General features: G+C 69.8%; 12 protein-coding genes. 4 read left to right on the plus strand and 8 right to left on the minus strand.

Annotated elements, in window-relative coordinates:
- The 5 genes from OHB49_RS26290 to OHB49_RS26310 form a co-directional block, all read right to left on the minus strand.
- Entirely contained in the window at window positions 1–891 is an 891-nt protein-coding gene (locus tag OHB49_RS26290) for a glycine betaine ABC transporter substrate-binding protein (protein WP_329166628.1), read from the minus strand.
- Window positions 892–992: 101 nt separating this feature from the next.
- Complete coding sequence (locus OHB49_RS26295; RefSeq protein ID WP_078852672.1) at window positions 993–1,916, minus strand: ABC transporter permease; 924 nt, start codon at window positions 1,914–1,916, stop codon at window positions 993–995.
- A complete protein-coding gene (locus tag OHB49_RS26300; protein ID WP_030971094.1) occupies window positions 1,913–3,169 on the minus strand; it encodes an ABC transporter ATP-binding protein in 1,257 nt (418 codons plus the stop codon). The genes OHB49_RS26295 and OHB49_RS26300 overlap by 4 nt, the downstream gene beginning before the upstream one ends.
- Window positions 3,162–3,809: an ABC transporter permease gene (locus OHB49_RS26305; protein WP_030923046.1), complete on the minus strand. Its 648-nt coding sequence runs from the start codon at window positions 3,807–3,809 to the stop codon at window positions 3,162–3,164. The genes OHB49_RS26300 and OHB49_RS26305 overlap by 8 nt, the downstream gene beginning before the upstream one ends.
- Window positions 3,810–3,824: 15 nt before the next feature.
- Complete coding sequence (locus OHB49_RS26310; RefSeq protein ID WP_030923048.1) at window positions 3,825–4,298, minus strand: Lrp/AsnC family transcriptional regulator; 474 nt, start codon at window positions 4,296–4,298, stop codon at window positions 3,825–3,827.
- A gap of 121 nt (window positions 4,299–4,419) precedes the next feature.
- On the opposite strand from OHB49_RS26310, the gene hppD reads away from it, so the two are divergent.
- Window positions 4,420–5,565, plus strand: coding sequence for a 4-hydroxyphenylpyruvate dioxygenase (gene hppD / locus OHB49_RS26315; protein WP_313937525.1), 1,146 nt, complete (start codon window positions 4,420–4,422; stop codon window positions 5,563–5,565).
- A 290-nt stretch (window positions 5,566–5,855) separates the two neighbouring features.
- Here hppD and OHB49_RS26320 read toward each other — a convergent pair whose 3' ends face one another.
- Window positions 5,856–7,520, minus strand: a complete 1,665-nt coding sequence (locus OHB49_RS26320; RefSeq protein WP_443079563.1) for a tetratricopeptide repeat protein — start codon at window positions 7,518–7,520, stop codon at window positions 5,856–5,858.
- A gap of 97 nt (window positions 7,521–7,617) precedes the next feature.
- Here OHB49_RS26320 and OHB49_RS26325 point away from each other — a divergent pair, with 97 nt between their 5' ends.
- Window positions 7,618–8,985 carry an FAD-binding oxidoreductase gene (locus tag OHB49_RS26325; protein ID WP_329163486.1) on the plus strand — a complete coding sequence of 456 codons (1,368 nt, stop codon included), beginning with the start codon at window positions 7,618–7,620 and terminating at the stop codon, window positions 8,983–8,985.
- A 41-nt stretch (window positions 8,986–9,026) separates the two neighbouring features.
- On the opposite strand, the gene OHB49_RS26330 is transcribed toward OHB49_RS26325, so the two are convergent.
- Entirely contained in the window at window positions 9,027–9,503 is a 477-nt protein-coding gene (locus tag OHB49_RS26330; RefSeq protein ID WP_329163488.1) for an SsgA family sporulation/cell division regulator, read from the minus strand.
- A gap of 212 nt (window positions 9,504–9,715) precedes the next feature.
- Here OHB49_RS26330 and OHB49_RS26335 point away from each other — a divergent pair, with 212 nt between their 5' ends.
- Window positions 9,716–11,329 (plus strand): RDD family protein, encoded by a 1,614-nt coding sequence (locus tag OHB49_RS26335; protein ID WP_030971084.1) that lies wholly within the window; start codon window positions 9,716–9,718, stop codon window positions 11,327–11,329.
- A gap of 108 nt (window positions 11,330–11,437) precedes the next feature.
- Entirely contained in the window at window positions 11,438–12,208 is a 771-nt protein-coding gene (locus tag OHB49_RS26340; RefSeq protein WP_329163490.1) for an RDD family protein, read from the plus strand.
- Window positions 12,209–12,220: 12 nt separating this feature from the next.
- Here OHB49_RS26340 and OHB49_RS26345 read toward each other — a convergent pair whose 3' ends face one another.
- Complete coding sequence (locus OHB49_RS26345; RefSeq protein WP_329163491.1) at window positions 12,221–12,568, minus strand: hypothetical protein; 348 nt, start codon at window positions 12,566–12,568, stop codon at window positions 12,221–12,223.
- Window positions 12,569–12,775: the final 207 nt, after the last annotated feature.

The following is a 12,775-nucleotide window of genomic DNA, read 5'->3' on the forward strand; positions in this document are numbered from 1 at the left end:
CTAGCCGTTCTTGATGAAGCCTTCCTGGATCAGCCAGTCCTTCGCCACGATGTGCGGGTCCTGCCCGTCCACGTCCACCTTCGCGTTCAGCTCCTGCGCGACCTCCGTGGTCAGCCGTCTGCTGACCGGATCCAGCAGCCCCGCGATCTCCGGGTACTTGTCGAAGGTCGCGGTGTGGATGACGGGCGCCGCGTTGTAGTTGGGGAAGAAGTGCTTGTCGTCCGCGAGGACGTCGAGGTCCATCGCCTTGATCCGGCCGTCTGTGGTGTACACCTCGCCCAGCAGGCAGGAGTTGGACTTCGACACCTGTGTGTAGATGATCCCGGCGTCCATCTTCTTGATGTTGCCGGGCGGGATCGACATCCCGTACGCCTTTTCCATGCCCGGCAGTCCGTCGTCGCGCGAGGCGAACTCGTTCTCCACGCAGATCGTCACCGCCGACGGGTTCTTCTTCGCCAGCGCGGCGACGTCGGAGAGCGTCCTCAGGTGGTACTTCGCGTTGTTCTTCTTGCTGATGGCCAGGGCGTAGGTGTTGTTGAGGGTGGACTGCGGCAGCCAGGTCACCCCGTTCTTCCGGTCCTCGTCCCGGACCGCCTCCCACTGCTTCAGCGGGTCGGTGATCGGCTTCGCATGGCCGAGGTAGGTGATCCAGGCGGTGCCCGTGTATTCGTACATCGCATCGGCGTCGCCCTTGATGATGGCCTCGCGCGCACTGATCGACCCGGGCAGGTTCGTCCGGTCCAGGACCTCGGCCCCGGCGGCCTTGAAGACCAGGCCGATCATCTGGCCGAGGATGATGTTCTCGCTGAAGTTCTTCGAGGTGACGGTCAGCGAGGCACCGTGCAGCGGTTGGCCCTGGCCGACGGAGCCCGGCACGACGTCGTCGGCCATCGGCGAACCGCTCTTGAGCCCGCAGCCGGCGAGCACGGTGGGGAGCACCAGCACACCGACGAGACCGGCCCGGAATGTGCGCGACGCCCCCGCGGTACGCATCACCCCACCTCCAGTCCGCGTGGTGTCAGCGCCACCTCGACCAGGGAGGCCATCCAGTCCACCAGCAGCGCCAGCACCACCGTCAGCACGGAACCGAGCACCAGCACCGGCATCCGCTGCGTCTGGATGCCCGAGGTGATCAGGTCTCCGAGCCCGCCACCGCCGCCGAACGTCGCCAGGGTCGCCGTGCCGACGTTGAGCACCAGCGCGGTCCGTACGCCCGCGAGGATCAGCGGGACGGCGAGCGGCAGTTCGACCTTCGTGAGCGTTCCCATCGCCGACATACCGATGCCGCGTGAGGCCTCGACCAGGGTCGGTTCGATCGCCTTCAGGCCGGCCACCGTGTTGGAGAGCACCGGCAGCACCGCGTAGATCACCATGCCGATGATCGCCGTCCGCGGGCCGATGCCCAGCCAGATCACCAGCAGCGCCAGCAGCCCGATCGCCGGGGTGGCCTGCCCGATGTTGGCGACCGCCGTGACCAGCGGGGCGCCCTTGCGGAGTCTGCGCCGGGTGAGCGCGATCCCGAGCGGGATGGCGATGATCAGCACCCAGAAGGTGGAGATCGCAGTCAGTTCGACGTGCTGCCACCAGCGCAGTTGCACATTGCCGCCGGAGAGCGAGTTCCTCGCGATCGAGTCGAGATGGACGTTGGTGATCCACAGATAGGTGGCGACGAGGACGATCGCCAGGGCGGCCGGCACCAGCACCAGCTTGCGCCAGGTGATCCGGCGCGGCGGTCCTGCGGGCGGCGGTGCGGGTTCCTCCTCCTCGTCGTGGAAGGCTCGGCCCCTGACCTCGAGCTCGCCGGGCGGCCGGACGGACGTCGGTCGCTCACCGGCCTTCGAAGGCGGAACGATGGGGGGAATCGAACCGTTGGGGGGAATCGGCTGGTCGGGAGGGACCGGCTGGTCGGGGTTCATGCGCCTGCACCGCCCTCCTGGTCCCGCTCGGTCTGATGGGCGCGCAGCTCCTGCAGATCGTGCTGGTGCTCCATGGCGGTGAGCCGGTCTGCCTCCAGAAGTTCATGGACGGAGTTCATCAGGGTCTGCATGTCGACGACGCCGATGAACTCGCCGCGCCGCCCGGTCACCGCGACCCGCCCGCCGCTGTCGATGAGCACGGCCTCCAGTGCGTCGTGCAGCGTGCCGTCCCGGGTCACCGTGTCGTGGACCAGCTGCCCGGCACGCGCCAGCGAGCCACGGGCCCGCATCAGGTCGCCGCGCCGCAGCCATTTGTACGGACGGTTCCTGCGGTCCAGCATCAGCAGCTCGTTGTGCGGACCGGAGCGCAGCTTGTTGAAGATCTCCTGGAGCGGGTCGTCGACCGTCACCGTCGGGAAGTCGGCGATCTCCACTTCCCGCACGCGGGTGAGGTTGAGCCGTTTCAGGGCCGCGCCCGCGCCGACGAACCCGGACACGAAATCGTCTGTCGGGTTGGTGAGGATCGCCTCCGGGGTGTCGAACTGCGCGATGTGCGAACGCTCCCGCAACACGGCGATCCGGTCTCCCAGCTTGATCGCCTCGTCGAAGTCGTGGGTGACGAAGACGATCGTCTTGTGCAGCTCGTGCTGGAGCCGGATCAGCTCGTCCTGGAGGTGGTCCCGGGTGATCGGGTCGACGGCGCCGAACGGCTCGTCCATCAGCAGCACCGGCGGATCGGCGGCCAGCGCCCGCGCCACACCCACCCGCTGCTGCTGGCCGCCGGACAGCTGGCGCGGGTAGCGACCGTGGAACTCCCGCGGGTCCAGTCCGACCAGGTCGAGCATCTCCTCGACGCGGTCCTTCACCTTCGACTTCGACCAGCCGACCATCTTCGGTACGAGGGCGATGTTCTCGGCGACCGTCATGTGCGGGAAGAGCCCGGACGACTGGATCGCGTACCCGACCTTGCGGCGCAGCTTCACCGGGTCGATGTCGGTGACGTCCTCGTCGTTGATCCTGATCCGGCCGGATGTCGGCTCGATCAGCCGGTTGATCATCTTCAGGGTGGTGGACTTCCCGCAGCCGGACGGACCGACGAAGATCACCGTCTCGCCGGCCTTGATGTCCATGGAGACACTGTCCACGGCCGGGTTCGGGTTGCCGGGATAACGCTTGGTCAGCTCCTCCAGCTGGATGGTTGCCCCGGAGGTGGTGGCGGGCTTGTCGGCGGCCCCGGTGGCGGTCTCAGGCACGGATCCCCCTGGGGATGGTGAGCCTCCCGAGCAGGACGTACGCGGCGTCGAAGAGCAGGGCGAGGATGACGATGCCGAGGGTGCCGGCGAGGACCTGATTGATCGCGTTGGCGCTGCCCAGCGAGGCGATGCCGCGGAAGATCTCGTTGCCGAGACCGGGGCCGGAGGCGTACGCGGCGATGGCGGCGATGCCCATCAGCATCTGCGTCGACACCCGGATGCCGGTGAGGATCGGCGGCCAGGCGAGCGGCAGTTCCACCCTGCAGAGCCGGGCGATCCGCGACATCCCGATGCCCTTGGCCGCGTCGACGAGGGCCGGATCGACGCCGCGCAGTCCGACGATGGAGTTACGGACGACGGGCAGCAGTCCGTACAGCGTCAGTGTGATCACGGTGGGCGGGACCCCCAGCCCGACGAGCGGGATCAGCAGACCGATCGCGGCGAGGGAAGGGATGGTGAGGATCGCCGCCGTCGAGGTGATGGCGAGTGAGCCGCCCCAGCTGCTGCGATAGGTGACGATCCCGATCAGGATGCCGAGCACGGTGGCGATGACCATGCACTGGAACACGGCGCTGACATGCTGGTACGCGTCGGTGAGCAGCTGCTGGTGCCGATTGACCAGGTACTCCCAGAAGCTCACGCGCCACTCCTTGACTCAGTCGCTGTCCTCCGCTGCCTGCTGGACGAGCGGGATGATGCGCAGAGGTACCGGGTTCTCCATGACGATCGCCGTAGAGGCTCGGACAATGCCATCAAAACCGACAACGCGGTCGATCACCCGCTGAAGGTCGGCGTTGGAACGGGCGACGAGCCGGCAGAGCATGTCGCCGTGCCCGGTCGTGGTGTGCAGCTCCAGCACTTCGGGGACGCCGTCCAAATGGGCCCGTACATCGGCACCTTGGCCCTGCTTGATCTCCAGTGTGGCGAATGCGGTGACGGGGTAGCCCAGCGCTGCCGGATCGACGTCCGGGCCGAATCCGCGGATGACGCCATTCGACTGAAGCCGGTCGAGCCGCGCCTGCACGGTCCCGCGGGCCACTCCGAGCCGACGGGACGCTTCCAGTACGCCTATCCGCGGTTCGCGGGCGAGCAGCACGATGAGCCGCCCGTCCAGATGATCGATCGCCACGTACGACTCCCTATGGTCACCCTGTACAGATAGTCCGCCCATTCAAGCGAAGGCCTGTACATATTGACCAGCAGATACGCGAACTATTGCGCACCTTGCGATGCAGGGAGAGTCTTCGAGCATGACTGAGACGCTGCACAACGCCCCCGTTACCGCCAGGCAGGCCGATCCCTTCCCGGTCAAGGGAATGGACGCCGTCGTCTTCGCCGTGGGCAATGCCAAGCAGGCCGCGCACTACTACTCGACCGCCTTCGGTATGAAGCTCGTCGCCTACTCCGGACCGGAGAACGGCAGCCGCGAGACTGCCAGTTATGTGCTGACCAACGGTTCGGCACGCTTTGTATTCACCTCCGTCATCAAGGCATCCACCGACCACGGCCGCTTCCTCGCCGACCATGTGGCCGAGCACGGCGACGGCGTGGTCGACCTGGCCATCGAGGTCCCGGACGCGCGGGCGGCCTACGCGTACGCAGTCGAACACGGCGCGCTTGGTCTCGCCGAGCCGCACGAGATCAAGGACGAGTACGGCACGGTCGTGCTGGCCGCGATCGCCACGTACGGCAAGACCCGTCACACCCTCGTCGACCGCAGCGGTTACGACGGCCCTTACCTCCCCGGCTTCGCAGCAGCCGCGCCGATCGTCGAGCCTCCCGCCAAGCGCACCTTCCAGGCCGTCGACCACTGCGTCGGCAATGTGGAGCTGGGCCGGATGAACGAGTGGGTCGGCTTCTACAACAAGGTCATGGGCTTCACCAACATGAAGGAGTTCGTGGGCGACGACATCGCCACCGAGTACTCCGCCCTCATGTCGAAGGTCGTCGCCGACGGCACCCTGAAGGTGAAGTTCCCGATCAACGAACCGGCGATCGCGAAGAAGAAGTCGCAGATCGACGAGTACCTGGAGTTCTACGGCGGCGCGGGCGTCCAGCACATCGCCCTCGCCACGAACGACATCGTCGCGTCGGTGCGTGCGATGCGCGCGGCCGGCGTCCAGTTCCTCGACACCCCCGACTCGTACTACGACACCCTCGGCGAGTGGGCAGGCGAGACCCGTGTCCCGGTGGAGACGCTCCGTGAGCTGAAGATCCTCGTCGACCGCGACGAGGACGGCTACCTGCTGCAGATCTTCACGAAGCCGGTCCAGGACCGCCCGACGGTCTTCTTCGAGATGATCGAACGCCACGGCTCGATGGGCTTCGGGAAGGGCAACTTCAAGGCCCTGTTCGAGGCGATCGAGCGCGAGCAGGAGAAGCGCGGCAATCTCTGAGCGGGACGCTCGGATGTGAAGGGCGGGGCCTCCGGCGAACGCGGAGGCCCCGCCCTTCGTGCTGCTCCGCGCCAAAAGAGGAGCGCCCGGCAACAGGGCCCGCAGGCCGATCGGGTCCTCGGCCGGTCCGATCGAGTGAGGTGGCGGAGGGGCCACGTGGTCGCCGCTCGTTCCGGTCAGTGAGGGAAAGCGCCGGACGGCCTGAAGCCGGGCCGTCCGGCGATCGATGTGCACCACCGCCGGTGGCCCGGCGACTACGTCCCGCGTACGGCGTCGGGTACCGCGCCCGGTCAGTGGCCGCCCGGCGCCGGCGATGCGGCCCCAGCCGGAGCGTGCGTGCTGCGGCCCGGGCCGGCGGCCATGCGATCCGGCCCCGGAGTGGGCTGTACGTCCCGCGGGCCGGTCGCAGACGGCGGGCTCAGGGCGTCCAGGGCCTTCCGGGCCGCCGGGGCCGCCAGCGGTGAGAACTGCGCGTTGGTCCGCAGCGCCTCCTCCAGGTGGCGGCGGGCCGGGCCGTACTCCCTCAGATCCTGCTCGATCACGCCCAGGTGATACGCGTACAGCGCCGTCCCGCCGCCCGTGTCCGCCGCCTTCTGCGCGTACTGCAGCGCACTCGCCGAGTCGCCCGAGCGGTGCAGTGCCCAGCCCAGCGCGTCGGCGACCGCAGCGCTGTGGTGCCGACGCTGCCACTCCGTCTTCAGGAGTTTCACCGCCGCGGCCGCGTTCCCGTGGTCGGCCTCGAAGCGGCCCAGCAGCAGCGCGTCGTCGACCCCGTAGCCGTCGGCTCGGGTCAGGCTCTTGCGAAGCCGGGTGTACTGGCCGAGGGAGTCGTCGTCCCGGCCCAGCGACTCGTACAACTCGCCCAGTTCCAGCATGTATTCGGGGCGGGGGAGCCGGGACAGCGCCGCCCGGTAGTCGCGCTGTGCCTCGTCCGTGCGGCCCAGGGCCGCCAGTGCCCGTGCCCGGCCGGCGAGCGAAGGATGGTGGGCCGGGTCGGTCCGCAGGGCCGCGCTGTACTGTGCCACCGCCTTCTCGGACTCGCCCCGCTCCCAGGCCAGTTCGCCCAGCCGGTGCAGGCAGTCCGCCTTCTCGGCGGGTGCGGTGGCCCGGTCCGCCGCGTTCTGCGCGGTGGCGAGCGCGTCCTCGCGACGGCCCTGGTTCCGGTACATCTGCGCCGTCCGCGAGAGCGCCGGGACGCCCGAGCGCAGCGCCGTGAACTTTTCCGCCGCCTTTCCCGCCGCCGTGTAGTCACCGAGCCCGTCGTACGCGTCGATCAGTACCGGGTACGCCGTCCAGTCCTTCGGCTGCCGAGCCCGTACCGTCTCGCCCCACTTCTTCGCCGTGACGAAGTCGTGCCGCGCGTTGGCCAGCGCCGCCAGCCCCACCAGGGCCGCCGTGTTCCCGCGGTCACCCGGCTGTGCGTCCAGGGAGCGCTTCAGCGCCTGCTCGGCCCGCCCGTAGTACGCCGCGTCCGCGGAACGCTGCCCCCACTCCACGTAAGCCGTCCCGAGCACCGCCCACGACCGCGCGTCGGACGGATGCCCGCCCACCCAGCTCTGCCGGTCCCCGATCATCGCCTTCAGATCCGAGAGAGAGGCGGGAGAGCCCGAGTTCGTCGCCGCCAGGGCGCGCGAGACCCCTCCCGGCACGGACGGCGGCGCGGCCTTCTTGCCGTCGTCCGGTACGGCCACGACCGCACCCGTCACCAGCACGGCGGCCGCCACCATGCCGAACGCCGCCCTGCGCAGCGTCGTGTGCAACGAGGCGGGCGGCGGTTCCGCCGACGACTCCGGGTCCAGGCCGGAGGGCGGTTCGCAATCGGGCGCCGGCTGCGTCTCCGGCGGCACGTCGTAGGGCCCGGAGGGCGGCGAGGTGGGGGGCGGGCGATCCAGATGGTCCGGATCCGAGTGGTCCGAGTGCGGGGGCTCCGGAGGGTGCTGCGGCATGACGTCCATGCCGATCACTCTGCGTCAGTACGAAGAGCACACCGCACCTTGCGAAGGCTGCCGCAGACGGGTTCACACCACTGGCCCCGGGTGTCACGCTTGGATCATGGACGATCTTCTCGAACGACTGCGCGCGGGCCTTCCCGCCGAGGCCCTGATCACCGACCCGGACGTCACCGCCTCGTACGCCCACGACATGGCGAGCTTCTGCGACGCGGGCGCACCGGCCGTGGTGGTGCTGCCGCGCACCGTCGAACAGGTCCAGCACGTCATGCGGACCGCGACCGCACTGCGTGTCCCGGTCGTACCGCAGGGGGCCCGTACCGGTCTGTCCGGCGCGGCCAACGCCTCCGACGGCTGCATCGTGCTGTCCCTGGTGAAGATGGACCGGATCCTGGAGATCGACCCCGTCGACCGGATCGCCGTCGTGGAGCCCGGTGTCATCAATGCCGTGCTGTCCCGCGCGGTGAACGAACACGGGCTGTACTACCCGCCGGACCCGTCCAGTTGGGAGATGTGCACCATCGGCGGCAACATCGGCACCGCGTCCGGCGGACTGTGCTGTGTGAAGTACGGGGTCACCGCCGAGTACGTGATCGGCCTGGAGATCGTCCTCGCCGACGGGCGGCTTCTGACGACGGGGCGCCGGACGGCGAAGGGTGTCGCCGGATACGACCTCACCCGGCTCTTCGTCGGCTCGGAAGGCAGTCTCGGCATCGTCGTCGGTGCCGTACTCGCGCTGAAGCCGCAGCCGCCGCAGCAGCTCGTCCTCGCCGCCGAGTTCCCGTCGCAGGCGGCCGCCTGCGACGCGGTCTGCCGGATCATGGAGCGCGGTCACACCCCCTCACTCCTCGAACTGATGGACCGTACGACGGTGCGCGCCGTCAACGAGATGGCCCACATGGGCCTCCCCGACTCCACCGAGGCGCTCCTGCTCGCCGCCTTCGACACCCCGGACCCCACGGCCGATCTGACCGCTGTCGCCGAACTGTGCACCGCCGCGGGCGCCACCGAGGTGGTCCCCGCAGCCGACGCCGCCGAGTCCGAACTCCTCCTCCAGGCCCGCCGGATGTCGCTGACCGCCCTGGAGACCGTCAAGTCCGCCACGATGATCGACGACGTGTGCGTACCGCGCTCCAAGCTCGGCGCCATGATCGAGGGGACGGCGGCCATCGCGGAGAAGTACGACCTCACCATCGGCGTCTGTGCCCACGCGGGCGACGGCAACACCCATCCCGTCGTCTGCTTCGACCACACCGATGCCGACGAGTCCCGGCGGGCCCGCGAGTCCTTCGACGAGATCATGGCGCTCGGCCTGGAACTCGGCGGCACCATCACCGGCGAGCACGGCGTCGGCGTCCTGAAGAAGGAATGGCTGGCCCGCGAACTCGGTGAGGTGAGCGTCGAGATGCACCGGGGCATCAAGGCGGCGTTCGACCCGCTGGGGCTGCTCAACCCCGGCAAGGTCTTCTGATCTCCTCGACAAGCCTTCCGGCCTCCCCGAGGGGCTGCGCATCAGAGCTCGCCGTCCGCCGACTCGTCCGACGGCCACGGGTCGCTCAGCCACAGGTCGTCGGCCGGCAGCGGTGCGAGCAGTTCGGCGAGACCGGCGTCGATACCGAGCCGTTCGGTCTCGGTGCCGGGCGGCACCAGGCGCAGCGTCCGCTCCACCCAGGCCGCCACGGCCGCGGACGGCGCCTCGAGCAGCGCGTCGCCGTCGGGCGAGGTCAGCGCCACACAGATGATGCTGCGCCGCTGGATCTTGGTCGGCCAGATCCGTACGTCGCCGTGCCCGGACGACCGGAACACGCCATCGACCAGCAGCTCGCGGGCGAACGTCCAGTCCACGGGGTAGTCGGTGCCGATGTGAAAGGTGATGTGCACGGCATACGGGTCCTCCGTGCGGTAGGTCAGCCGGGCAGGCACGGGGATGCTTCGCTCCGGCGACAGGACCAGCCTGAGCTCCAGCTCGCGTTCGACAACGGTGTGCATGAGGTGCGTCCTTTCGGTGCCTGTGAACCGGTCCCCTGACCGGCCCGCACATGGAGAGAGCGCCCTCCCCGCCACCTATTACGCGACTTCAGGGAAAAACTTCACGGCGACCGGAAAGTGGCCCAAACACCGGGACTGGCACGGGGGTACGCGGCTGTCTGGTAGATGTGGTCCGTTGACTTGAAGCTTCGAAGAGATACGGGACCACGGTGATGAGCGCCCCAACCCCGGCACCCGGTGACGACAGGCCCCGCGAGGGGTACTACCCCGACCCGTCCATTCCCGGATACGTCCGGTACTGGAACGGCGCTTCGTGGGTGCCCGGTACCAGCCGTCCTGCGCCTCTGCAGGGCGAGTCGGCGCCCGAGACGCCTGCTGGAGCGGACCCCGAACCGCAGCGGCCGTCGGCACCGGGCCCGGCACCCGCGCAGCCGTCCGGCCCGGCCCACACGCCGGTGGACGAAACCGGTCCGGTCTTCCTGGACGAGGAACCGTACGGTCCCGACCGCCCCGAACCCGCATCCGCCTGGCAGGCCGACGCCTCGCGGCAGACCGGCTTCGGTGGCGAGCGCGACCGGCGGGTGTCCTGGGGTGGCACCGGGCAGGCAGGCGAGACCGGCGGACCGGGGGAGCGGGGGGCAGCCGCGGCTCAGGATCCGCGTACGCCGGCTGGGCGCGGCCCTGCCGACCGGATGCCCGACGACCGCGCATCGGGCGGCAACGCCCCCGCGGACCGCGTTCCCACAGATCCGCGGGGGCCCGGCGCGCAGGACCCCACTGGCGGCGCGCTGCCGGGCATGCGGGACGGCAACAGCCACGTCCCCGAGAGCACCGTCGCGATCCGGGTCAACCGACCGGGCCGCGGCGGTGGCGCCGGCGGGACGGGGAGCGGCACCGGTGCCGGGTCCGGCGAGGCGGGGCGTCCGCCTGCCGACGGCACGGTCGAGATCCGCGCCATGGGCCAGGGCGGCCGGCCGCCCCGGCCCCATGAAGCCGATCAGGAGTCAGGCGGCGGGACGATGTCGATCCGCGCGGTCGCTCCCGGCACCCCCCCGCAGGCCTCTGCGCCTGCCCCGGCACCCGGGCCCGCACCCGCACCGGCTCCCGCTCCCGCCGAGCTCAACAATCCGCTCACTCCGGGGCCCGGCGGCGGTGCTGCCTCCTGGGCGCAGCAGGTCCATCAGCTCGCCGCCCCCCAGCAACAGCAGCAGCAACTTCCGCACCAGCAGCAACAGCGTCAGCCGCAGTTCCGCGGCCCGCAGCCGGCTCAGCCGGACCAGCCCGTCGTGCCCTGGAAGCCCCCGGTCAACGACCACTTCCAGCAGCTCGCCCAGGCCCAGGCGGCGGCCCGCCCCGCCGGGCTGGGCAAGCGGTTCGCCGCCCGGCTCGTCGACACGGTCGTGCTGGGCGCGCTCGCCGGCGCGGTCGCGTTCCCCCTTGTCACGCAGGCGATGGACCACATCGAGGAGAAGATCGACGCGGCGAAGCTGTCCGGGGAGACGGTCACCGTCTGGCTGGTGGACTCCACCACGTCCGTCCTGTTCGGCGGGGCGCTCGCGGCGTTCCTGGTGCTCGGTGTGCTGCTGGAGGCATTGCCGACCGCGAAGTGGGGCCGCACGCTCGGCAAGAAGCTCTGCGGGCTCGAGGTGCGGGACATCGAGTCCCACAGCGCGCCCGGCTTCGGGGCCGCGCTGCGCCGGTGGCTGGTCTACGGCGTGCTCGGCATCCTGGTGATCGGCGTGGTCAACGTGGTGTGGTGTCTGTTCGACCGCCCGTGGCGGCAGTGCTGGCACGACAAGGCCGCCCACACCTTCGTGGCGGGCTGACCCCGCGTACTGACGGCTCGTCGGGTGACGGGCCGTCGCGCGGTGCCGGGTTCCCCCGAACGCACCTGAGCCGTTGCGGGGGCCCCCGGGCCGGGATGCACTGCCCCCATGAGCAACGATCAGCCGACGCCCGGCCAGCCACCCGAGGACGACCCGTTCCTCAAGAAGCCGCAGGAGCCCCCGACGCCGCCGTCGGGGTCCGGGGCCGGGTCGCAGTCGGGGCCCGGAGCCGGGGCGGGGTCCGAGTCCGGGCCCGGCTCGGGGCCGGGGCCGGGGCCTGGCTCGGGCTCGCCCTACGACCGTTCTCAGCCGCCGCCTCCGCCGCCTCCGCCGCCTCCCCCGTACGATCCCAATGCCTACGGCGGCGGCCCGTACGGCGGCACCGACCCGCTGGCGGGCATGCCTCCGCTCGCCGAGCCGGGCAAGCGGATTCTGGCCCGGCTGATCGACTTCCTGATCATCTCGATCCCGCTGTATCTGATCTCGCTGCCGTTCGGCGGCGCGGTCGACGTGTCGGACAACAACGGCAACAGCGAAAGCGCCGGCGATGTGTTCACCCAGACCTACAACGGGCATCAGCTGCTCTGGTCGCTGATCGCCCTCGTGGTCTACGTCGCGTACGACACGTACTTCACGCACAAGGACGGTCGCACGATCGGCAAGCGGCTGTTCAAGATGCGGGTCGCGATGCTCAACGACGGCCGGGTGCCGGACACCAGTGCCTCGTTCCTGCGGGCCGTGGTGCTGTGGCTGCCGGCGCTGCTGTGCTGCCCGTGCCTGTGGTGGCTGATCAACATCGTGCTGATGTTCACGGACAAGCCGTACCGGCAGGGGCTGCAGGACAAGGCGGCCAAGACCGTGGTGGTCTCGACCGCGTAGGCAGGAGCCCGATCAGCGGCGCAGGGAGTGCTCGCCCACGCGCTCGGAGGTGTGGACGGCCGGGATCCTGGCCCGGTGGATGTCGTCGATGGCGACGTCTTCCGTAGACGTGGCGGAAGTGGTGGTGGGGACGGCAGGGTTCGTACGAACCCCGGTTGCCGTCCTCGCCGCCTTCTGCGTTTTCGTCCGCAGCGGCAGGGGTACGGTGACGGCCACCAACAGGCCGAGCGCCATCGCAGCCGTTCCGATGACGGCGATGCCGGCGCCCGAACTTGTCCGGGACAGCAGCAGCATGGCGAGCGTCGAGAAGACGACGGTGACCGATCCGTAGGAGAGCTGTGCAGCAGTGGGACGCGGCATGGCGGTATCCGTCCTCGGGACATCGGATGGGCAGTCTCTCAACGCGGTCGCACTGTCAAGCGACTCTACGACGGTGGATGCCCGGGAGGAACGGGTAGTAAGCGTGACCTAACCCACGGTGCCGGTGCACGGGGGGCGCACTGAGTCATCCCGGGTTCCGAGGGGGCGCTTCGGCGCGCCGGTTACCTGCTTGATGAACGTCCGGAT

The organism is Streptomyces sp. NBC_01717 (genome assembly GCF_036248255.1).
Lineage (GTDB): Bacteria > Actinomycetota > Actinomycetes > Streptomycetales > Streptomycetaceae > Streptomyces.

Excerpts from the sequence above, each read along its gene's own strand:
- OHB49_RS26335 (WP_030971084.1), top strand. The coding sequence starts at position 9,716 with ATGAGCGCCCCAACCCCGGCACCCGGTGACGACAGGCCCCGCGAGGGG.
- OHB49_RS26340 (WP_329163490.1), top strand. The coding sequence starts at position 11,438 with ATGAGCAACGATCAGCCGACGCCCGGCCAGCCACCCGAGGACGACCCG.
- OHB49_RS26325 (WP_329163486.1), top strand. The coding sequence starts at position 7,618 with ATGGACGATCTTCTCGAACGACTGCGCGCGGGCCTTCCCGCCGAGGCC.
- hppD (WP_313937525.1), top strand. The coding sequence starts at position 4,420 with ATGACTGAGACGCTGCACAACGCCCCCGTTACCGCCAGGCAGGCCGAT.
- OHB49_RS26290 (WP_329166628.1), bottom strand. The coding sequence starts at position 891 with ATGGCCGACGACGTCGTGCCGGGCTCCGTCGGCCAGGGCCAACCGCTG.
- OHB49_RS26330 (WP_329163488.1), bottom strand. The coding sequence starts at position 9,503 with ATGCACACCGTTGTCGAACGCGAGCTGGAGCTCAGGCTGGTCCTGTCG.
- OHB49_RS26295 (WP_078852672.1), bottom strand. The coding sequence starts at position 1,916 with ATGAACCCCGACCAGCCGGTCCCTCCCGACCAGCCGATTCCCCCCAAC.
- OHB49_RS26345 (WP_329163491.1), bottom strand. The coding sequence starts at position 12,568 with ATGCCGCGTCCCACTGCTGCACAGCTCTCCTACGGATCGGTCACCGTC.
- OHB49_RS26320 (WP_443079563.1), bottom strand. The coding sequence starts at position 7,520 with ATGGACGTCATGCCGCAGCACCCTCCGGAGCCCCCGCACTCGGACCAC.